The following is a 21,656-nucleotide window of genomic DNA, read 5'->3' as shown; positions in this document are numbered from 1 at the left end:
ATCAAATTAGGGTTTTTTTGAATTTTTGGTAACACAATTCCGTCACTGAAAATGACAGAATTGTGTTACCCTGATGTACGAATGACAGAAATATATGTACATTTTTCTAGATTTTAACTCATCAACTGCGATTGATACTCTTCTAAAGATATCTCTCCTCCAGCAAATTGTTTTTCTAGTATTGCAGTCTTTTCAGTCTTTGTTAAAGGTCTTTCACTATCGATATTAATAGCAGTTTCTTCACCTTCTAGGGGTTCTAATATATGCTCTCGTTTATTATATGCCTCAAAATATCGAAGACCAAATATTCTCTGTGAAACTGCGTTCAAATGAATACCGTCAGGATTAGGTGTTAGTCCCAATGCTGTTGCAAAATAACAGTTCTTTTCCTTTTTAGCAAACTCCAGTAATTCCTGATTAACCTCAGAGTGTTCTGGAAAGTAATGACCAAGAAAACCACTTCCTAAATAGTTACCAATTCCGCCTATGATAATAGGTAGATCTGGCTCACAAAGTTCATGACGAAACGCCTCAACAATTTCCAAAAATTTCTCATGATAAAGTTTAGAACGTCCTGAAGAACATTCATTTTCACCTTGATGCCATAAAACTCCCTCTAACTTACTGCTTCGCTTTGCAAGTTTTGCTTGTAAGATAGCATGTTCAAACAGTGGTCCTTCTACTGACCAATCATCTAGACTTGTACCACCTTCAGCACAAGGTATTAAACCTATTTCTTTATCTTCATTTTTTCTGCACCATGCAGCTGCAAAAGAAGCCGCAGGACCAACCCCTGCAAAAGCTCGATCATAGTTTATAGGTTCCATCATGATTTGCCATCTTCCATTTCGTAGAACTTTTATATGTTCATTACAAATCATTGGAACATCCTTTAAAAATCCGCGTCCAGCCATATTTGATTGACCAACTAGTAAAAAAGAATGTATCATAATTTTTTATGCCTCCTTGTATTTCTCTAACATCACGTGTTTATCCTAGCATTTTGCTGGGGTCTATTTACTATTTAAAAAAATCCGGCAAGATTCTAAAATGGAGAAAATGACTTAGAAACATTTCGCCCCATGCAAAGTATCGCCTTTCCAATAATAGGATTTACATGAGTGGAAGAAGTACCAGACATTCTTAAGTGATTATCCATCTGTAAGCATCCCCTTTAATGTGAATTATAGCGAAATTTACTATTAGGTTGAATCGTTTTAGTCAAGTTTTTAATGGTATTTTGCTATCGCTCTTATTTATTCAACAAAATGATCCTTTTCTGGAACAGTCTAATGGGCGTATTTAAATAACTTTATTGTAATATAGGGGAGGGGTCTAAGGCAGGGGAATTATTGGGAGGACTTGGTTAGCGAGGGGAAAGTTAGTGAACTAATGTGATAGAGACTACGTAGCCTATTCAGCCCCAGTAACTTACGTATAAATTCGACTCCATTTTGGACAGACTTTACCGGTTGGGGAAGGTGTCCTTTTTTATTTGTCCGTTTTAACGCCTTTAGGCATGGTTTATTCTTTTTTTGGCTGTTCAATGATCAATTCAAATGCACATGGAAATATACTATCGTAAAAAGTGATCAAGTAATCTTGGAAGTTAAGTTAAGGATGCAGCTTAGGAGGTGGTATAGAAACAAGGAGGAATTGTACTAGGAAGTAAACATAGATCCATTTTATGCGTTGTAAACACTAGTCAAATAAGTATTTTATCATTTAATGGATCCACTTTTATGTTCTCTTTACAGAATGTAAAAGTGGATCCATTCTGAACGACCGATGCACTATTACTGAGATATTATGAATATTTATAGAAGGGTATTGTAGAACCTTGTCGAAATTTTATAGAAAAATCTTGTTAAAAGAGGTGTGCACATGTATTCGCCCTTTAACATGAAAAGAAGCAGCAAGTTTGGAAATAATTATTGGGGATCATATAGTCCTTAACTAAAAAGGAATGTTCGCTTGTTCAGTGATCTAGAATACGATTTTTGGGTTCTTGTTGAAACAGACCCTAAATCAGTTTTGAAAAGCGCTTAGAGCGCAATGTATGTATTTCACATTCGCCACTTTTATTAATTAAGGGGGAACAAGAGAATGAAAACTTATGACGCATTTCCAGAACCTATTGGCGGCTATACTGTCGGTCGAACCCAGATGGATTTTGAGTACACGGCATCAGATCACTCAAAAAGAGAACTGACGGCGTTTGTGTACTATCCGTCCGACAGTAGCGAAGGTAAGACTACATCAACGTACATGTTTCCTGAAGTCTACGAGATGTTTAATGAGCAGCCACTTGTCACTGCGTATCTTAAAGGGAAGGATGTTTTCTCTATAGATATCAAGACCCAGTGTTACGACGACCTTGCTCTCTCCGGGAAGGAAAAGCGCTATCCGGTGTTATTCTATGTTTGCGGCGGGGGCGGTTCTCCAGAATGGGGTACAGTGATCTGTACAGACTTGGCAAGCATGGGATATGTTGTGGTAAGCATCGGCCATCAGAATAGCACGATGTATAAGCGTAAAGATGGGCGCCTGTTTAATGTATCAAAGGATTTTTCGGATGTCATTATGGCGTTTTCTGGAGATCCGAAGATGCTGGCGTTGGCTGGTAAGATGGAGATGCGGCCTGACGATGAAACTGCCATTGAGATGTGCCATAACGTGCTTACACTGCCGATACTTGCCAAGTTAACAGAGTATAGTGAATTACAGGCAGAAGATGTAAGGTATGCAGCCGATTATCTTTACAAACTGGACTCAGGAGAGCTGAATTCCATCTTTAAGGGCAGATTGTTGCTTGACATCGGCATGGGCATAGTCGGACATTCTTATGGAGGGCCTACGACGGCGATTGTTTGCCGGGACGACGACCGGTTCGCCTGCGGGATTGGCTTGGATAGCGGTGCGTTCGGCCTTCTCGACAGCGACCTTAAGAAACCCTTTTTGCTACTGTTTTGTGAACCTAACTATAACATGAATGCGATAATTGGCGCTAACAATAGCATGGAAACCTATTATTTCTCTGTTGATCGTGTTGCGCATTTAGATTACTGCGACATCGTGTTTACCAGTGTTAATGAGGAACTCAGAGGCGAACGGGATGCTATGGAGATGCGAAATCTTGTTACAGACTATACGAAGAACTTTTTTGATCATTACATACTGCAGAAGGCTGCAAGTGTGGAGAGTCTGGCATACGATGGCGTGGACTTGATCAAGAAGACCAGCAACAAGTGACATAACCGAATTGGGCATTGGAAGCGGCAAAACAATTAAAAAAATCAACTGACGAAATAGATTATTATTACAAGCTCAAGGGTGCAATGATTTGTCAAATTTCATTGCACCTAAACAATTATTGTTTTCGCGAGCTACTTTAAAGTTTTTTTCTTATACAGATAATAATCCTGGCATAAGAGAGGCTGAACAACAATGGTGTGGATTTACGACTTATTTTAGTTAACATAATATATATTCTAGGAAGTAATCAATTTTAAAGAAATTCTGTCTCAATAACAAAGTATACTTAAGTTAGTGAGACAGAATAAAGAAAATTACTTACAGGTTGGCCAATTTCGATTGCTTTTCATTTCAAGTGTCAAATGCCTGAGCTTCAGCAAGTCTTATTAAGAAACTTTAAAATGGCGAAGTCAACCCATAATATACGGCTTCCAGCTCTTCCAATGTCATATCACCGTATGCGCATTTGATCACCGAATCAGCAAACTCATCATAATCATAATCGCTGGTAAAGCCTTGCTGCAGAAGTTTTTCGTAGGCTTCAATCTGTTCTTTTTGGTTTTGGATATCTTTTTCCTTTCCTGGATAGTCCGGTCCGTTAACCAAATCGCTGTTTTGTTTGAACAGCAACATATACTGTTTCAATGTTTCGTCCACAGCTTGCACCTCCTTGTTCTGCCGCTGATTAGATAATGAAAACGGACACCAATTGTGATGTCCGTCAAAACAGTCACTATTTGGGTTCAGTTCCCCAAATCAGTTTTCCGTTATTATATAATGTGATTTTTTTTGTATCTTTAAACGTATTCGACTGGAAAAAAGAATAATCCCCGGCTTGTGAATAATTGCTCCAGTCCTCATTGTGAAGACGAATTTGAATTTCTCCGGTGCTTACTCCCGGTGACAGCGTCCCGTTTCTAAACCCAAGTTCCAGATAGGCATCTGCACCTTTTACAGGTTTATGTAATGTCACAAACTTGTGCGTCACATTGCTGCATCCGATCGCGTAGTCACAGTCGAAGTTTTGGCCTTTGTTTTTCGTGTTATACCAGTAGCGGACAGTTACATTTTTTAAGTTAACGGTGGTCTTGCTGTTATTTTTCACATTGATCTGAGGACGGATTTGGTTGCTGTTCACACTTCCATCCCCTGTTCTGTATTGCACAGAGATGCTGTTTTCCTGTGCGGGTTTCTCTTGCTTTGGCGTCTCAGATCTGTCTTCACTCGAATTTTGGGAGCCGCGGATGTTTTCTCTTACAAATGTCCCTGAAGCGGATAAATCTGATAACGGCCAGCCGCCTGTTTTAGATGCCCCCGGCTTTAAAGCTGAGGATGATTCCTGCTTATCAGAAAGGTTCCAGTTTACCCAGCTGATTTTCTTGCTGTCGAGATAATTCAGCCATTCCCTCGACTGGTCAAGGTATACCCCTCCATTTCCGGAAGCGTCACTCGTCCCCCATTCCGTTACAAAAATCGGAGCTCCTTTGCTGAGCGCATAGTCCGCTTTATCTCTTAAAAACTGGCCGTGTGTGCCGGCATAAAAATGAAGCGCGTACATGACGTTTGCATCCTTAAGCTGATCATCCGCAGCATCGTTGACATCCTGGCTCCAAGTGCCTGTTCCGGTAATAATGATGTTATCCGGGTCATTTTTACGAATAACAGAAATCACTTCTTCCGCATACGGTTTGATATCGCGCTTCCAATTTACATCACCGTTCGGTTCATTAGCAATTTCATATATAACGTTTGGTGAGCTTCCGTAAAGGCTTGACATTTCCTTAAAGAATTCTTTTGCCTTCTCTTTATTTTGATTTGGATTGCCATCATTTAAAATATGCCAGTCAATGATGACATATATTCCGAGCTCTTTTGCCGCTTCAACAGCTTCTTTGACTTTATTTTTCACAGACGGATTCTCGATATAACCGCCGTCAGCCGTGTACATTGCCGCCCGGAAGACGGTAATTCCCCAATCGTCTCTTAGCCATTTTAAAGTATCTTTATTGACATAATCGCCGAACCACTGCAAACCGTGTGAGCTGATCCCCTTCAGCTGCACCGGTTTTCCATTTTGATTGACTAGCTGAGTACCTTTGGTACTAAGCTGCCCATTAAGGGCTACAGGCGTTTTCGCCCCTGCTGCAGATACTTCTGGTGCCGCGACACCGCTAATTGTTAATACTGTCATTAATAAACATGCGATAAAAATAGAGACTGAACGTTTCATATAGCATTCTCTCCTCCTTCAAATAATCATGTAAAATGTCTGCCTATTAGCTGCCGCTCTCCCTCCCTTTCTTTTTTTAAACACGCACTCATTGTAAAAATCTTTCTCATGATTGTCTATCAACCTAATTTCTTGTTTTTAGGCGGCTTAAAAGCCTGTCTATTGACTCTTTTTGTGTTGCTTCTTATACAGCTGACACGTGTATATCAGGGATAAAAGTGCTTGTTCAGGACTTTACACGTTATTTTTTGATGAAATCAAAAGATTCCGCTTTTTTAGGCAAATAAAAAGCTGCATTCAAGTCATTGAATGCAGCCGTATTCTTTATAAATTATACTTCTTGTTTCTCTTCTTCCCAAGTTTCAGCGTGTTTCAGTCCTGGGATATTTTTCGCTTTAAACACAGGATCTAGTCCTTGTTTGCGCTGTTTCGCGTAATCTTTATAGACTTTGTATGCTACGTTTGACAGCAGTGTGATCACAACTAAGTTAATCAGCGCCATAACCCCCATAAAGAGATCCGCCATGTCCCAAACAATCTGGAACCCTGCTACACATCCAAAGACAACCATAGCAATAACCGCAATACGGTAAATGTTCAGCCATGTTTTGCTTGTTTTAATGAATTCAATGTTTGTCTCGCCATAATAGTAGTTTCCGACAACTGAACTGAAAGCGAATAAGAACATTGCGACTGCTATAAAACTAGGCGCCCATCCCCCAATATGGTGGTCCAAAGCAGCCTGCGTTACTTGGATGCCGTCACCTTTTGGTGTTACACTGTACAGCAAAATAATAAACGCTGTGGACGTACATACGATAAATGTATCGAAAAACACGCCTAATGTCTGGATAAAGCCTTGCTTAGCCGGATGCGAAACATGAGCTGTCGCAGCAGCGTTTGGCGCGCTACCCATTCCCGCTTCGTTAGAAAAAAGTCCGCGCTGTGCACCGATGACGATGATAGCTCCTATTCCTCCGCCGACAACTTGTTCAATTCCTAAAGCGTTTTTGACAATTGTCGCAATAACGCTTGGGAATGCAGAAATATTTGTGAATACAACATATAGTGCTATAAGAATATAAAGCCCTGCCATGACCGGAACAATCAACTGTGTCACAGCGACAACACGTTTTAAACCGCCAAAAATAATAAAAGCCGTTAAAACAGCAAGAACAACAGCGACAACTATTTTATTCACATGAAAAGCGCCTTCTAACGCTCCTGCAATTGTATTTGATTGAACAGCGTTAAAGATTAAACCGAATGATACGGTAATTAAGACAGCAAATACGATGCCAAGCCATCTGACCCCAAGCCCCTTTTGGATATAGTAAGCCGGTCCGCCTCGGAAATCGTCTCCGTCCTTCACTTTATAAAGCTGAGCTAACGTACTCTCAACAAAGCTTGAAGCCATACCGACAGCTGCTACAACCCACATCCAAAATACAGCGCCTGGTCCGCCTGTCGCAATCGCTAAGGCAACACCAGTCAAGTTCCCTGTACCGACTCGGGATGCGGCAGAAATAAAAAATGCCTGCATAGAAGAAACACCTTTATTGCCTTGTGGCTTCTCACCTACTATTCTAAACATTTCGATAAAGTAACGGAATTGGATAAAACCAAAACGAAGTGTAAAAAATAATCCAAGCCCTATTAAAATATAAAATAAATATTTCCAGATAAAATCACTTGGAATATTAATCAAACTGTTGAAAAAAGACTCCATATTTACCTCCTGTTTCATCAATTCATTGTGAATTCAATTTCGATGTTAGATTTTTTAACATAACGAGTATTATTATATCACAATATGTCGAATTAGGAAGTTTTTTCGAAAGAATATTATGTTAGTTTGATTTTTTATTTTCTATGAATAAAATCATTAGAAATCGACAAGGAGTCTCCCTTTCTATACATTCTCCACTTGTTTCTCCCTACCCTTAGGGTGTATATCGTGATAATTCTTGAACTGCAAACATATCTTTAAAATATGTTTTGTATCACACCCTAGATCGGGTATACATATACTAATAAAAGACATTTCACTTTAAAAAGGAACTGAAACGATATATACTTAACAAAGTGAATTTTATTTTTAAATTTAATAAATCAGGTTTACTTTTAAGATGGTCTGGGATATCATTATAAAAATATTCAGTAATATCGAAGGGGGGAGATCATTTGAAAAAAGTAACGATACTTAAAGCGTCCATCTTATTTTTGGCGATTGCCAGTTTTCATTTGTTCTCAATTCCCCACGCCTTTGATATTGGCCATCATTATAAAGCGGTAGCCGACCAGCAGGAAATGCATGAGATGAAAGCTGGCCAAAATGCAGATGATGAAAAGAAATCCATCACCGGAGCTTTTGCGCTGACTGCCTTCTCAATGGCTGTGCTGCTGATGACCGCGGAAAACAAAGATATATGTTACTCCCGGAGACGGCAGCGAAGAAAAAGCTTTATACTGGCCAAATTTTATCAATCGTCTTATTTCGACAAACTTCATGTTCAACATCACCCGAATATATAACGAAAATATGAGGAGGCTGTTAACATGTTGTTTATCTTAAGAATGGTGATTTTAGGCTTGTTCTCTTTCACAGCGCTGAACTTATTTGTATGGCAAGGTATTGAAGTCATTCATGCCATGACAGACTTATTCACCAGCCATGAAAGCTGATGAAAAACAAAATATACCCGCTCACGATATGTGGGCGGGTTTTTTAATGATTATTCAGTTGTAAGACGCCAGACAGCTGTGACCTTGCCTGATTCTTCTTCATCAATAAAGAATGAACCATTGCTGTATCTGTCGTTTGTTCGCAGCTCTTTAGCCTGCAGTTCTTTTCTGTCCCCTTTTTCCGTTTCTGCCATAAACCGCTCATCAAGTCCGCACGCGAACAGCGAAACGACACGATGCGGATTTTTCTTCAGTTCACGCAGCATAACGACTCCCCGTTTTGCACGGGAGGTCTTTTCAAACTCAGAAAGACTCATACGTTTGACCGCTCCCCGCTGTGTAAACAATACGAGAGAATCAGACTCATGCAGAATTTCTCCTGACACGACAAAGTCTCCATCTTTCAAGTTAATTCCTTTAACGCCAGCTGCACGTGCGCCCACAACATTTACTTCATCTTCTCCAAACCATAGGCCATATCCGAGATGTGTCGCCATCAAGATCTGACTGTCACCATTTGTCACATGTACATCAATCAGCTCGTCTTCACCCTTTAGATTTAACGCCACAAGTGCTTTAGAATAACGCTGTGCTTTGTAATGGGTGAGTTCTGTCTTTTTCACCATGCCGTTTTTCGTGAAGAATAAAAGATAAGCAGATGGATCAAACTCTTTTATCGGTATGGCCTTTACAATCGTTTCGTCACGTTCAATCGTGATTATGTTAGAAAAGTGCTGGCCCATGTCCTTCCATCTGATATCAGGCAGCTGGTGAACCGGACAATAGATATAGCTTCCTTTATTCGTGAAAAGCAGCAGCACATCTGTCGTATTCATTTCAAACTGGTGCAGCATCCTGTCTGTGTCCTTCATCCCAAAATCCTGTCCGTTTGAAGCGGCAAAGGAACGCTGGCTTGTGCGCTTTAAGTAGCCATCTTTTGTAACAGTCACGTATACATCCTCAGAGGCAACCATGACTTCAAGATTAATTTTGATTTCCTCAATTTTTTCTTCAATGACAGAGCGTCTCGTGTCCGCATATTTCTTTTTCAGCGCTTTTAAGCTGTTTGTAATGACCTTTAACAGCTTCTTATCATTGCTCAAAATCGATTCAAGCTCTTCAATATTTTTGCTGAGCTCTTCAGCCTCTTCCTTGAGCGCTGTGATATCGGTATTTGTTAAACGATATAGCTGCAAGGACACGATAGCTTCAGCCTGAGGCTCAGTGAATTCATATTTCGCCATTAAATTGTTTTTGGCGTCACGTTTATCGCTAGAGGAGCGAATCGTTGCGATGACTTCATCCAAGATCGATAAAGCCTTCATAAGACCTTCTACAATATGATGTCTGTCTTTTGCTTTTTGAAGCTCGTAAACGGATCTGTTTGTGACAACTTCTTTTTGGTGGCCGATGTATGCATCTAAAATAGATGGCAGACTCATCAGCATTGGACGGCGGTTGTGGATCGCCACCATATTAAAGTTATACGTAATCTGTAAATCAGTATTTTTATATAAGTAATTCAAAATGCCCTTGGCATCTGCTTCTTTCTTTAGTTCTACAACCACTCTAAGGCCGGTTCGGTCTGTTTCGTCTCGAACCTCGGAGATGCCCTCAACCTTTTTATCAATACGGTACTCGTCCATTTTTTTCACAAGGTTGGCTTTATTGACTTCAAACGGAATTTCTGTAATCACAATTTGCTCACGTCCGCCTCTGATCGTTTCGATCTCAGCTTTTCCGCGGACAATAATTTTCCCTTTTCCGGTTTCGTAGGCTTTTCTAATGCCATCAACGCCCTGGATAATTCCGCCTGTCGGAAAGTCAGGCCCTTTGATCACTTCCATGAGATCGTCTACAGAGCATGACGGCATTTGAATGCGTTTAATAACAGCATCAATGACTTCTCCTAAATGATGAGGCGGTATATCAGTCGCGTATCCTGCAGATATACCGGTAGATCCGTTGACCAGCAAGTTAGGGAACATAGCCGGAAGTACAACAGGCTCCTTGCTTGTATCATCAAAGTTTGGGACAAATTCAACAGTATTTTTGTCAATATCCCGCAGAAGCTCTGATGCAATCGAAGACAACTTCGCTTCTGTGTAACGCATGGCCGCCGGAGGATCTCCATCTATACTTCCGTTATTCCCGTGCATTTCAATTAATACATTCCGCACTTTCCAATCCTGGCTCATCCGCACCATTGCTTCATACACCGAACTGTCACCGTGCGGATGGTAGTTACCGATGACATTACCGACCGTTTTGGCCGCTTTTCTGAAATTTTTATCAAATGTGTTTCCGTCCGTATGCATCGCATACAGAATTCTGCGCTGTACGGGCTTTAAACCGTCGCGCGCATCAGGCAGCGCCCTGTCTTGAATAATATATTTACTATAGCGTCCAAAACGGTCGCCGATCACCTCTTCTAATGGTAAATCATGAAATAATTCTGGCTGTGACAATCATTAAACCTCCTCAGCGACCGATAAGTTTTCATTTTCTAAAATATTGCTTTCTTCGTCTAAGCCGAAAGCTACGTTTTTCTCAATCCACTTTCTGCGCGGCTCTACTTTATCGCCCATCAATGTCGTCACGCGTCTCTCAACACGTGCCGCGTCGTCAATTTTGACTCTTACAAGCGTACGGGACTCCGGATTCATCGTCGTTTCCCACAGCTGATCTGCGTTCATCTCACCAAGACCTTTGTATCGCTGGATTGTATAGCCTTTGCCGACTTTTTTCAGTACATCATCCATCTCTTCATCAGACCATGCATATTCAATGATTTCTTTTTTCCCGCTGCCTTTGCTGACCTTATATAAAGGAGGCAGTGCAATAAATACCTTTCCATTCTCAATGAGCGGCTTCATATAGCGATAGAAAAAGGTTAAAAGCAGCACTTGAATATGAGCGCCGTCAGTATCGGCATCCGTCATAATGATGATTTTATCGTAGTTAATGTCGTCGACTGAAAAATCAGCCCCGACACCGCCGCCGATGGCATGAATGATCGTATTAATCTCTTCGTTTTTAAAGATATCAGCAAGCTTTGCTTTTTCCGTGTTAATGACTTTACCGCGCAATGGCAGAACCGCTTGGAATCTGCGGTCTCTTCCCTGCTTTGCTGAACCGCCCGCAGAGTCACCCTCAACGAGATACAATTCATTCTTTGCCGGATTTCTCGAACCCGCAGGTGTCAGCTTACCGCTTAATGTCGCTTCTGATTTTTTTCGTTTTTTGCCGCTTCTGGCTTCTTCCCGGGCTTTACGTGCCGCTTCTCGCGCCTGGCTCGCCTTTATTGCTTTTTTCACAAGAAGAGTAGCGGTGTCCCGATTTTCCTCTAAAAAGTAAGCAAGCTGTTCTGATACGATTGCGTCGACAGCAGATCTCGCTTCGCTTGTGCCGAGTTTTCCTTTTGTTTGTCCTTCAAATTGAAGAAGTTCTTCAGGAATACGGACAGAGATAATAGCTGAAAGCCCTTCCCTTATATCTGTGCCTTCCAGGTTTTTATCCTTTTCTTTCAGCAAAGCCACTTTTCTCGCATATTCATTAAAGGCTCTCGTCATCGCTGTCTTTGCACCTGACTCATGAGTTCCGCCGTCTTTTGTTCTGACGTTGTTAACAAACGACAGGATATTTTCTGAATAGCCGTCGTTAAACTGGAACGCAAAATCCACTTCGATGGAATGATGCTCTCCTTCAAACGAGACCACTTCAGACAGAGCATCTTTTTCCTCATTTAAGTAAGCAACAAACGCTTCTATTCCGTTCTCATAATAAAAGACTTCACGCTGGCCGTTCCGCTCGTCAATCAGTTCGATTTTTAATCCTTTTAATAAAAACGCTGATTCCCGTAAGCGTTCAGAAAGCGTTTCAAAATTATAAGTTGTTGTGCTGAACATTGTCGGATCAGGCTTAAAGTGAGTAAGTGTGCCTGTCTTTTTCGTTTTGCCAATCTTTTCGAGAGATGTGACCGGTTTACCTCCGTTTTCAAAACGCTGCTGATAGACGAAGCCGTCCCGCTCAATCGTAACCGTCAGCCATTCAGATAAAGCATTCACGACAGACGCGCCGACGCCGTGAAGCCCTCCGCTTGTCTTATAACCGCCTTGACCGAATTTTCCGCCTGCGTGAAGCACCGTTAAAATGACCTCAGGGGTTGGTTTGCCGAGTTTATGCATTCCAGTCGGCATGCCGCGGCCTCTATCCTGTACAGAAATACTGTTGTCTTTATGTATTTTAACGATAATGTGATCTCCATGGCCGGCAAGTACCTCATCGACGGAGTTATCTACAATTTCATAAACCAAGTGATGCAAGCCTCTCGCGTCGGTTGAGCCAATATACATACCCGGCCTTTTCCTTACGGCTTCAAGGCCTTCCAGCACCTGTATGGCATCTTCGTTGTAATCAAATTGCTGTTTTCTAGCCAAACGTACAAACCCCTTTCAAAAAACTAACATTCTCTTTTTCATTATTACTTGTCAATTGTATAAAAGTATTTTTCATAATCCTTGCCCCGGTGCGCTTCTGCCTTGGACTCTTCATTATAACCAATGTCATCCCATTCTCAACATACAGCTAACGAATCATTCCGTAAAACATCCAAAAGTGCTGTTTTTTCGAGATGAGAACGTATGTTTGTTTATTATATATAAAGCAGCGGACCTTCGCAAATCGAACGGCCGGAACCCAGCTTAGCAAGGCATTCAAAAAAAGCTGTTCAAGCTTTATTGTATCTGTTTCACAGTAATTCGCAAACAATATCTTTACATGAAAAAGCAAAAATCCTTGAATTCACAAGGATTTTTGCAGCTCTGCACCTATTTTGTTACAGCGTGTGCCACTTTTATGCACAGATCCATGATGACCGTTCTGCCTTCTTCCTTCAGCATCTGATAAGCCTCTTCGTTTACCAGGCCTTGCTGCGCCCAAAATACCGGGGCATCTGTCTCCAGAAACTCTTTAGCGACATCAGGAAGCTGTTCTGAACGTCTGAATACATTTACGATATCAATCGGACCGTCAATTTCTTTTAACGATGATACGGCTTTTACACCAAGCGCCTCTTCGATCGTCGGATTTACTGGTATGATTTCGTATCCCGCATCCTGCATCGCTTTTGATACCATATACGATGTTCTATCGGGACGGTCTGAAAGCCCGACTACCGCAATTCTCTTACTTCCATCAAGAATTTCTTTGATTTCCGCTTTTGAAGGGTTTTGCATGATAGACCACTCCTTTTTGTTTATTCTACACGACCGAAAAGGAAGAAATCAAAACATGATGTATGGCTGATTAGATTTGTAAGCAAACTTTACAAAAAACTTATCATCAGATCATGACATCTCATGTTAAAATAGAGATTAGGGACATTGAAAAAGGAGAAATGTAGATGTTAATTGCTTTATTGATTGTTTTGGCCTACTTGATAGGCAGTATTCCATCTGGCTTAATCGTAGGTAAGCTTGCCAAGGGAATTGATATTCGGGAGCATGGAAGCGGAAACTTAGGCGCTACCAACGCGTTCCGTACACTGGGCGTAAAAGCTGGTTCGGTTGTTATAGCCGGAGATATTTTAAAAGGGACACTGGCAGCTGCATTGCCTTACCTCATGCATGTTGATATTCATCCGCTCCTTGCGGGAGTCATAGCGGTTCTTGGCCATGTGTTTCCTGTGTTCGCCAAATTTAAAGGCGGCAAAGCCGTAGCAACTTCGGGAGGCGTCTTGCTGTTTTATGCACCTCTGTTATTCATTACAATGGTTGCGGTCTTTTTCATCTTTTTATACTTGACTAAATTTGTCTCTCTGTCATCAATGTTAACAGGGATATATACTGTCATATATAGTCTCTTTGTACATGATAAGTATTTATTGATTGTCGTCACGCTGCTCACTGTTTTTGTAATATACAGGCACCGGGCGAATATCAAACGAATTATCAATAAAACAGAACCTAAAGTTAAATGGTTATAAATGTTTAAAAAACTTCTATTTTGACACGAGATAGCCTTATACGTTTATAATAGAGAAAATCAAATGATAACAAAGGGAAAAGGGGGTCCTGTTATGAATATGACAGTTAACGAAGACGCGCTGAACTGGTATAAAGAAGAGCTCGATTTACAAAACGGAGACCAAGTTCGATTTTTCGTCCGCTATGGCGGATGCAGCAACGTTCAAAAAGGCTTTTCTCTCGGAGTGGCGAAAGATGCTCCTCAAGAAGCAGGAGTCACGGCAGAAGTTGGCGGCATCACCTTCTTTATTGAAGAAAGTGATCTTTGGTACTTTGACAACCATGATCTTCTCGTCAGCTATTCAGAGTCTGCTGATGAGCCTGTATTTGAATACCATTAAGAAAAAGAACGCATATCATATGCGTTCTTTTTTTATAAATGAAAACGTGTGAGATGGTCGGTCAGCTTTTCTTGTTCTAAGATATATTTTTGCGTCTCGCCCAAAAGATCAAAGTGGGGAAATTCGCTTTTTTTATGTATCCATTCTTCCTTCAAACCGTACGCCGCACCCCATTGAACCAGCTTATCAATATCTGCACAGCCTGCTTTTGTCACGGTTTTAGATTCCGGGAAACGGTCATCCAGCCAATAATGTGTTAAAAATGCGATTTCCCCTCTTTTGACTGCCTTCTTCCATCGGTTAACTTCCTCCCGTTTCACGCCAAATGCCATATGTCATTCACTTCCCTATTTTTTGGCCTTTTCATATGCTGCGTGCCAATCGGGGAAAGCCTTACGAAACTGAATCGGTTTAAAACTTTCTTTATCCACACAAATATGAGATGATTTCGCTTCAATAGATAGCTCACCAGCCGGATTATAAATATGGTAACCATATATGGTTTTAAAGCCGTTGTATTCCTCAATCCATGTGTGCACCACCGCAGTTTCTCCATAATGGAGGGGTTTTTTGTAGGAAATATTGATATCAACGACTGGAGAAAGCACGCCTTTCTTTTCCATATCACTGTACAAAAAGCCTAGGTCTTTAATGAGTGCCGTCCTTCCGACCTCCATCCAAACAAGATAATTCGCATGATACACGATCCCCATTTGATCTGTTTCGGCGTAACGCACTTCTATTTCTGTTTTTGATACATGCAAGATACTCTGCTCCCTTAATCAGTTTAGCCCCATTTTACCACATCCAAATCAGAAAGAAAAAAACCAGGTTTCCCTGGTTTTTACGAACGGTATCCGTTTTCTCTCGCTTCGGATTCGTCTTGAATTTCATTGCGAAATGCTTCGATGCTCTCTTCCCGTCTTGCGTTTTTTTCTTTGATGTGCTGCTTATCTTCTCCTGAAGCAAACTCCATTGATTCCTCTGCTTCTTCTATATTTTCGATTGTATTTTGGACCATATCCTGCAGTTTCTCTACGTTGTCGGAACGGTCGTCAGGATTGGGCTGCTGATATTGATTTTGGTTTTTTGTCATTGGGATGAACCTCCTAGAATAAAATCAATCCGGCGCTATTCGCCTTTCGTCTGCATGATAATTGGCTGCTGACCAGAAGTATCGTGCATTTTTTCCCCTTTATTGCGTTTATATTTAACAGGCTTTGTACCCAAGTGGCTTGGAGCATATTGAGGCTGACCGTTTTTCTTGTTGTTTCCCATGTTTATCCCTCCTCAACAAATAGGATTCTCAAAAGGAGGGGCAAACATGAATACAAATTAAAGGTTATTTTTGCTTAAATCGCTGTTCAAGCTTTTCCTCAAGCTGATTTAAATATTCCGTATTCGTCATCAGCTCTTTTTTGTTTTCCATGACGAGCTCATGAAAAGAACGTTTTCTCATCTTCTTCACTCTTCTCACCTCCGCGTATTCTTTCATTTTTTCCAATTCTGAAAATTTGTAAGCATGTTTGCACATAAAAAAAACTGAATCTAATAAAGATCCAGTTTTTCTTTCATCTCTTTTTTTGTCATGGTCCCGATATGTATGTCTTGAATTACGCCTTTTTTATCTAAAATATACGTAGTCGGGTATGAAAACACATTATATTCAGCATTAATTCCTTTTTTATCAATCAAAATGGGGAAGGTTAAATGATACGTATCAGCAAAAGTTTGCACCTGTTTCTCGCTTTTCTCAGCTGAAGTGAAATTAACTGCAATAACCGCTACATCTGAGTGCTCCTTTTGCAGTTCCTCCATCGCCGGCATTTCCTGTCGGCACGGTTTGCACCAAGTTGCCCAGAAGTTAAGCAGAACTTTTTTGCCTTTGACATCTGATAAAGAGGTCCTTTCTCTTGATAGCGTTTTCAGAGTGAAGTCAGGCGCTTGCTGTCCCTCTTCAATACCTATTTCTTTTTTGCTAAATTGCTGATAGACGTTCCAGCACATGTATCCGGCAAGCCCAATCAACAGGATTCCTGCCACCCATTTTTTCAGCATACATTCACCCCCGGAGCTATCTTATCTCATAAAAAGAAGAGAAAGCAGGGTGCCTTCTCTTCTTCATACATTATGATTGCTTCATTTTTTCGCGAAGCACCATTTGCAGAATTCCGCCATGGCGGTAATAATCAATTTCAACTTCACTATCGAAGCGCACAAGTGCTTCAAATGTTTTTACATTTCCGTCTTCATCAATTGCTCTTACTGTAACGATATCACGAGGGCGTACGCTTTCATCAACATCCACCTCGATCACTTCTTTACCGCTTAAGCCGAGTGTATCCGCATTTTCACCTTGTTTAAATTGAAGCGGGAGCACACCCATGAATACCAAGTTACTTCTGTGGATTCTTTCAAAGCTCTCAGCAATTACAGTTCTAATGCCGAGCAGGTTTGTTCCTTTTGCAGCCCAGTCACGGGAAGATCCCATACCATAATCTTTGCCCGCTAAGATGGCAAGGCCTGTTTTATCTTCTTTATATCTCATGCAGGCATCATAGATTGATGTCACTTCACCAGTCGGCCAGTACGTTGTAAATCCGCCTTCTGTGCCCGGCGCGATTTGGTTTTTGATGCGGATGTTTGCAAATGTTCCTCTCATCATAACCTCATGGTTTCCGCGGCGTGAACCGTAGGAGTTAAAGTCACGAGGTGACACTCCTTTTGCTTGCAAGTATTTTCCGGCAGGTGTATCTTTTCCGATTGCCCCTGCTGGAGAGATATGGTCGGTTGTGACTGAATCGCCGAATTTACCGACAACACGAAGGCCTTTTAAAGGTTCAACCTTGCCTGGTTCAACTGACATTTCTTCGAAGAATGGCGGGTTTTGGATATAAGTTGACTCATTATCCCATTTATACAGCGCTTCATCTGTTGTCTCAATCTCATTCCAGCGTTTGTTGTCATCGAATACTGTTTCGTACTCCTTGCGGAAGAGCTCCGGTGTAACAGTTTGTTTAACAAGTGAATTAATTTCGTCCATTGACGGCCAAATATCGTTGAAGTACACTTTTTGTCCGTCTTTTCCGACACCGATCGGATCCGTCTTCAAGTTAATGTTCACTGTTCCAGCCAGCGCATAAGCTACTACAAGCGGCGGAGAAGCAAGATAGTTACCTTTCACAAGCGGATGAATACGTCCTTCGAAGTTACGGTTTCCAGAAAGAACAGACGTAACCAACAGGTCATTTTTCGCAACTGCTTCTTCAATTTCCGGTGAAAGCGGACCTGAGTTTCCGATACATGTTGTACATCCGTATCCAACGAGGTTAAAACCAAGCTCTTTCATGTATGGAAGAAGGCCTGAATTAACAAGATATCCTGTAACAACCTTAGAACCCGGTGCAAGTGATGTTTTCACGTAGTTAGGCACTTTGAGTCCTAATTCAACCGCTTTTTTCGCCACAAGGCCGGCGCCGATTAAGACGTATGGGTTAGATGTATTTGTACAGCTTGTAATCGCAGCAATAGCGATTGCACCCGTTTTCATGACTGTTTCTTCGCCGTTAAGCAATTTAAATTTAATTTCTTTGTCTTCCTCTTCGGCATTTAATCCGAATCCTTGGTTACCCGCAGGGCTGACTAAGTGCTTTTTAAACGTTTCCTGCATAGCAGAAAGCGGAATCAAATCCTGAGGACGTTTTGGACCGGAAAGGTTTGCTTCAATTTTAGACAAATCAATTTCAACGACATCAGTAAATTGCGGGTCTTCTACATCTGGAGTGTAGAACAAGCCGTTGCTTCTGCAGTATGCTTCTACTACGTCAATATGTTCAGCATCGCGGCCTGTCAGACGCAGATAATTTAGAGCTTCTTCATCAACAGGGAAGAATCCGCATGTTGCACCGTATTCCGGAGCCATGTTGGCGATTGTCGCACGGTCTGCCAGCGGCAGTTCAGCAACTCCCGGTCCGAAGAACTCAACAAATTTACCGACTACGCCTTTTTCACGCAGTACTTGTGTCACTTTTAACGCCAAGTCAGTGGCTGTTGTTCCATTCGGAAGCTTTCCGACGAGTTTCGCGCCGATTACCTCAGGAACAGGGAAATAAGAAGGCTGCCCCAGCATTCCGGCTTCTGCTTCAATTCCGCCGACACCCCAGCCGAGAACACCGATTCCGTTAATCATTGTTGTATGCGAGTCGGTTCCTACCAGCGTATCAGGATACGTAATCAGTTCTCCGTCTTCTTCAACTGCGTGGACAACACTTGCCAAGAACTCAAGGTTTACCTGGTGAACGATACCTGTTGCCGGCGGTACTGCCTGGTAGTTATTAAACGCTTTCTTTGCCCAGCTTAAAAATTTGTAACGCTCTGCATTTCTTTCGAATTCCAAGTCCATATTAATAGCCAGAGCATCTTCTGTGCCCGCTTTATCAACCTGTACAGAGTGGTCGATGACAAGATCAACAGGAATCTCAGGGTTGATTTTGTCAGGATCTCCGCCGACAGCTGCCATTGCTTTACGTAATGAAGCAAGGTCAACTACTGCCGGTACCCCAGTGAAATCTTGTAAAATAACGCGTGATGGTTTAAACGGAACATCGATTTCCTTTAACTCGGCAGTTCCCCATTTTGCCAAATTTTCCACGTGTTCTTTTTTGATGACGAATCCGTCAACTTGACGCAATACAGATTCTAAAAGAACTTTAATGGAATAAGGAAGCTTCGACACATTTCCGATCCCCAAATCTTCCAATGCTTTCAAAGAGTAGTAATGATAAGTTTTCCCATTTGTAGTAAACGATTTTCTCGCTTGGAAAACGTCTTGTGCTGCAGTTTTTTGCTCGTTTGCCATTCTCCAAAATCCCCCTTCAGATCAGTTCATTCTCAGATGAACATTACATTCCATCACAATTTTCTCACAATTTCATATTAAAACAAAATCATACATAAGTAAATATCAATGTTTTTATTAAATACAATAAGATCGGCTTATCAGGGCGAAAAAGCGGGAAATTTTACTGTCTGCACTCTCTCATATTCCTCATTGAAAGAAGCCATATTATGATTGAGGTGATAATGATGGTCAAACGAAAAGCAAATCACGTAATAAATGGGATGAATGACGCGAAAAGCCAAGGCAAAGGCGCCGGCTATGTAGAAAACGATCAGCTTGTACTGACTGAAGCAGAACGCCAAAATAACAAAAAAAGAAAAACCAATCAATAACGTTGAACTCTTTTAAGGAGGTTCTCATTTTATGACCAATAAAAATACAAGTAAAGATATGCATAAAAACGCTCCTAAAGGACACAATCCGGGTCAACCGGAACCCCTCAGCGGAAGCAAGAAAGTAAAAAACAGAAATCACACAAGACAAAAGCACAATTCCAGCCATGATATGTAATAAAAGCAGACCTTAGCGTCTGTTTTTTTATGCGTTCACCCATTTCTGACCAACTGCATAAGCTAAAGCAAGGTTGATATATGGAGGAATGCTTCCATGACCCATTCAAAACGAAACGATGCCAATGATTTCGATGGTATGGAGGAATGGCTTCGGCAATTTTTTGAAGATCCGTTCGCCTGGTACGACGAAACATTACCTATTGATCTATATGAAACAAGTCAGCAATATATTATTGAAGCAGATCTGTCGTCTATACAGCCGACACAAATCACAATTACCTTGTCCGGATGTGAGTTCATCCTGACGGTTAAATCCTCAGAACAGACTCTTGAAAAACAAATGATGCTTCCTTTTTATTTGAATGACAAGTCGATTGAGACTGAATGCGAAAATCAAATTCTCACAGTTGCCGTCAATAAAGAGACGAATGATGGCTCTTCTTTTTCTCTTCAATTCCCTCTCAGCTAAAATCAAAAGTCACTTTCATCCCCTATAATGAAAGTGACTTTTTTTCCGTCCATTTATCGTCAAATACCCTCTAGTGACTCTCCCATGGCCAAATAGCAGATTCACTATACAATAGAATATGATCTACCATCTCTTTTGACTAGACGTCTATCATTTTTTTCTATTTTTTTAAAACATTGTTCTTCTATTCTTTCTTCATATACAATATGGTTAGTATAAGGGGGAATGATTGATGCTGGAAGGCTGGTTTTTGTGGTTTATTCTGTTTTGGGTGATCACGATGATTGTCTTGTTATCAATCGGCGGTTTTTTTATGTTTCGAAAGTTTTTAAAGCGTTTACCAAAAGAGGACGGCAAATCTGAGCTGGATTGGCAGGATTACTATATTGAAAACAGCAGACATCTATGGAGCAATGAAAACAAACAATTTCTCGATGAATTGGTCACACCTGTTCCGGAGCTGTTCAGAGATATAGCTCGAGCAAAAATTGCCGGAAAAATCGGAGAGCTGGCATTAAAAGAAAACGCAGCAGCAATTGATCAGCGGCTTATTATCAAAGGTTATATTCTGGCTACTCCGAAAAGAGACCATACCTTTTTAAAGAAACATCTAAGAGACAAGAAAATCGATATTGAACCTTATCAGGCCCTTCTTAAATAAAAAACCTTTCCCGCAAGGAGGAAAGGTTTTTTAATTCATTTGAATGTCTGCTGACTGCAGCTCGCTTTGAAGTTTTCGGTATGACAGATACATGGCGATTCTCCACGGCACAATCATACCGAAAGCCAGAATCCAAAACATTCCGCTCAGTGCGCCGTAATCAACCGATGTGCTTAAAATTGATTTCATCACAATTCTGATCACTAAAAGGCCGACTAATATAAAGACAAATGCCTTAGAGCGTTTCATGTAAATTTCATTATTTTTAATTTCAAACTTTGAAGTTTTTATAAGAAAAATAGAGAAAATCACGCCTAAAGTGATCGCTTCTAAAAACTCTTCACCCGTTACCCAAAAAACCGGAAATAAAAACATTAACGCCCCCGTACTCATAAAAATCGGCGGGAGAATGATTTTTTTCGGTGAAACGGGCTTATCGGAAGACTTAATTCTGACCACCATCACAGCTGCAGCCATTAAAACAGCAACAATTGATGAAACTATAATCATCATACTTATCATTCCTTTGTTTTCTCGGAGTGTTGACACTATATACTATACTCCAAAACAATAAAAA

The 21,656-nt window shown here is 41.0% G+C and carries 24 protein-coding genes; 9 read left to right on the top strand and 15 right to left on the bottom strand.

Annotated elements, in window-relative coordinates; all coding sequences use genetic code 11:
• Positions 1–113 precede the first annotated feature (113 nt).
• Complete coding sequence (locus WA325_RS01655; protein ID WP_202853123.1) at positions 114–950, bottom strand: sialate O-acetylesterase; 837 nt, start codon at positions 948–950, stop codon at positions 114–116.
• A gap of 1,156 nt (positions 951–2,106) precedes the next feature.
• Here WA325_RS01655 and WA325_RS01650 point away from each other — a divergent pair.
• Entirely contained in the window at positions 2,107–3,252 is a 1,146-nt protein-coding gene (locus tag WA325_RS01650) for an alpha/beta hydrolase (protein ID WP_336183108.1), read from the top strand.
• A 399-nt stretch (positions 3,253–3,651) separates the two neighbouring features.
• On the opposite strand, the gene WA325_RS01645 is transcribed toward WA325_RS01650, so the two are convergent.
• The 3 genes from WA325_RS01645 to WA325_RS01635 form a co-directional block, all read right to left on the bottom strand.
• Positions 3,652–3,912 (bottom strand): YnfE family protein, encoded by a 261-nt coding sequence (locus WA325_RS01645; protein ID WP_059291729.1) that lies wholly within the window; start codon positions 3,910–3,912, stop codon positions 3,652–3,654.
• 76 nt (positions 3,913–3,988) lie between these two features.
• Positions 3,989–5,485 (bottom strand): cellulase family glycosylhydrolase, encoded by a 1,497-nt coding sequence (locus tag WA325_RS01640; RefSeq protein ID WP_336183107.1) that lies wholly within the window; start codon positions 5,483–5,485, stop codon positions 3,989–3,991.
• A gap of 331 nt (positions 5,486–5,816) precedes the next feature.
• On the bottom strand, positions 5,817–7,214 hold the full coding sequence (locus WA325_RS01635) for an alanine/glycine:cation symporter family protein (protein WP_336183106.1): 1,398 nt from the start codon (positions 7,212–7,214) through the stop codon (positions 5,817–5,819).
• 455 nt (positions 7,215–7,669) lie between these two features.
• Between WA325_RS01635 and WA325_RS01630 the strand changes: the two genes are divergently transcribed.
• A complete protein-coding gene (locus WA325_RS01630) occupies positions 7,670–8,020 on the top strand; it encodes a hypothetical protein (RefSeq protein WP_044155717.1) in 351 nt (116 codons plus the stop codon).
• A 24-nt stretch (positions 8,021–8,044) separates the two neighbouring features.
• Positions 8,045–8,170: a hypothetical protein gene (locus tag WA325_RS01625; RefSeq protein ID WP_258182103.1), complete on the top strand. Its 126-nt coding sequence runs from the start codon at positions 8,045–8,047 to the stop codon at positions 8,168–8,170.
• A gap of 50 nt (positions 8,171–8,220) precedes the next feature.
• On the opposite strand, the gene parC is transcribed toward WA325_RS01625, so the two are convergent.
• The 3 genes from parC to WA325_RS01610 form a co-directional block, all read right to left on the bottom strand.
• Positions 8,221–10,638: a DNA topoisomerase IV subunit A gene (gene parC, locus WA325_RS01620; protein ID WP_336183105.1), complete on the bottom strand. Its 2,418-nt coding sequence runs from the start codon at positions 10,636–10,638 to the stop codon at positions 8,221–8,223.
• 3 nt (positions 10,639–10,641) lie between these two features.
• Entirely contained in the window at positions 10,642–12,609 is a 1,968-nt protein-coding gene (gene parE / locus WA325_RS01615; protein ID WP_095713928.1) for a DNA topoisomerase IV subunit B, read from the bottom strand.
• Positions 12,610–12,999: 390 nt separating this feature from the next.
• Positions 13,000–13,407 carry a CoA-binding protein gene (locus WA325_RS01610; RefSeq protein WP_024121592.1) on the bottom strand — a complete coding sequence of 136 codons (408 nt, stop codon included), beginning with the start codon at positions 13,405–13,407 and terminating at the stop codon, positions 13,000–13,002.
• 167 nt (positions 13,408–13,574) lie between these two features.
• Here WA325_RS01610 and plsY point away from each other — a divergent pair, with 167 nt between their 5' ends.
• Positions 13,575–14,156, top strand: a complete 582-nt coding sequence (gene plsY / locus WA325_RS01605) for a glycerol-3-phosphate 1-O-acyltransferase PlsY (protein WP_336183104.1) — start codon at positions 13,575–13,577, stop codon at positions 14,154–14,156.
• A gap of 93 nt (positions 14,157–14,249) precedes the next feature.
• A complete protein-coding gene (locus WA325_RS01600; RefSeq protein WP_024121590.1) occupies positions 14,250–14,537 on the top strand; it encodes a HesB/YadR/YfhF family protein in 288 nt (95 codons plus the stop codon).
• 32 nt (positions 14,538–14,569) lie between these two features.
• Here WA325_RS01600 and WA325_RS01595 read toward each other — a convergent pair whose 3' ends face one another.
• From WA325_RS01595 to acnA, 7 genes are all read right to left on the bottom strand, one after another.
• Complete coding sequence (locus WA325_RS01595) at positions 14,570–14,869, bottom strand: hypothetical protein (protein WP_024121589.1); 300 nt, start codon at positions 14,867–14,869, stop codon at positions 14,570–14,572.
• A gap of 15 nt (positions 14,870–14,884) precedes the next feature.
• Positions 14,885–15,301, bottom strand: a complete 417-nt coding sequence (locus tag WA325_RS01590; protein ID WP_010334419.1) for a YbgC/FadM family acyl-CoA thioesterase — start codon at positions 15,299–15,301, stop codon at positions 14,885–14,887.
• 80 nt (positions 15,302–15,381) lie between these two features.
• A complete protein-coding gene (gene tlp, locus WA325_RS01585; protein WP_105954363.1) occupies positions 15,382–15,633 on the bottom strand; it encodes a small acid-soluble spore protein Tlp in 252 nt (83 codons plus the stop codon).
• Positions 15,634–15,668: 35 nt separating this feature from the next.
• Positions 15,669–15,815 (bottom strand): acid-soluble spore protein SspN, encoded by a 147-nt coding sequence (gene sspN / locus WA325_RS01580; RefSeq protein WP_024121586.1) that lies wholly within the window; start codon positions 15,813–15,815, stop codon positions 15,669–15,671.
• Between the two features lie 64 nt (positions 15,816–15,879).
• Positions 15,880–16,005: an FbpB family small basic protein gene (locus WA325_RS01575; protein ID WP_003244964.1), complete on the bottom strand. Its 126-nt coding sequence runs from the start codon at positions 16,003–16,005 to the stop codon at positions 15,880–15,882.
• 80 nt (positions 16,006–16,085) lie between these two features.
• On the bottom strand, positions 16,086–16,595 hold the full coding sequence (locus WA325_RS01570; RefSeq protein ID WP_336183103.1) for a redoxin domain-containing protein: 510 nt from the start codon (positions 16,593–16,595) through the stop codon (positions 16,086–16,088).
• A gap of 70 nt (positions 16,596–16,665) precedes the next feature.
• The gene (gene acnA / locus WA325_RS01565) at positions 16,666–19,395 is read right to left on the bottom strand and encodes an aconitate hydratase AcnA (protein WP_202853888.1); all 2,730 of its coding nucleotides are present in this window, start codon (positions 19,393–19,395) and stop codon (positions 16,666–16,668) included.
• A 227-nt stretch (positions 19,396–19,622) separates the two neighbouring features.
• Here acnA and sspO point away from each other — a divergent pair, with 227 nt between their 5' ends.
• The 4 genes from sspO to WA325_RS01545 all read left to right on the top strand — a co-directional run bounded on the left by sspO (position 19,623) and on the right by WA325_RS01545 (position 21,079).
• Complete coding sequence (gene sspO / locus WA325_RS01560) at positions 19,623–19,769, top strand: acid-soluble spore protein SspO (protein ID WP_003221239.1); 147 nt, start codon at positions 19,623–19,625, stop codon at positions 19,767–19,769.
• A gap of 31 nt (positions 19,770–19,800) precedes the next feature.
• A complete protein-coding gene (locus WA325_RS01555; protein ID WP_003221237.1) occupies positions 19,801–19,947 on the top strand; it encodes a small acid-soluble spore protein P in 147 nt (48 codons plus the stop codon).
• A 78-nt stretch (positions 19,948–20,025) separates the two neighbouring features.
• Positions 20,026–20,418, top strand: coding sequence for an outer spore coat protein CotM (gene cotM / locus WA325_RS01550; RefSeq protein WP_095713925.1), 393 nt, complete (start codon positions 20,026–20,028; stop codon positions 20,416–20,418).
• Between the two features lie 232 nt (positions 20,419–20,650).
• Positions 20,651–21,079 carry a DUF2621 domain-containing protein gene (locus WA325_RS01545; RefSeq protein ID WP_024121582.1) on the top strand — a complete coding sequence of 143 codons (429 nt, stop codon included), beginning with the start codon at positions 20,651–20,653 and terminating at the stop codon, positions 21,077–21,079.
• A gap of 30 nt (positions 21,080–21,109) precedes the next feature.
• On the opposite strand, the gene WA325_RS01540 is transcribed toward WA325_RS01545, so the two are convergent.
• A complete protein-coding gene (locus WA325_RS01540) occupies positions 21,110–21,601 on the bottom strand; it encodes a CcdC family protein (protein WP_082687905.1) in 492 nt (163 codons plus the stop codon).
• Between the last annotated feature and the right edge of the window lie 55 nt (positions 21,602–21,656).

The sequence above is a fragment of the Bacillus sp. 205(2023) genome, assembly GCF_037027485.1.
GTDB lineage: Bacteria > Bacillota > Bacilli > Bacillales > Bacillaceae > Bacillus > Bacillus halotolerans.
Note: the sequence above shows the minus strand (reverse complement) of the source record. Positions and strands in the feature narration are given on the sequence as shown.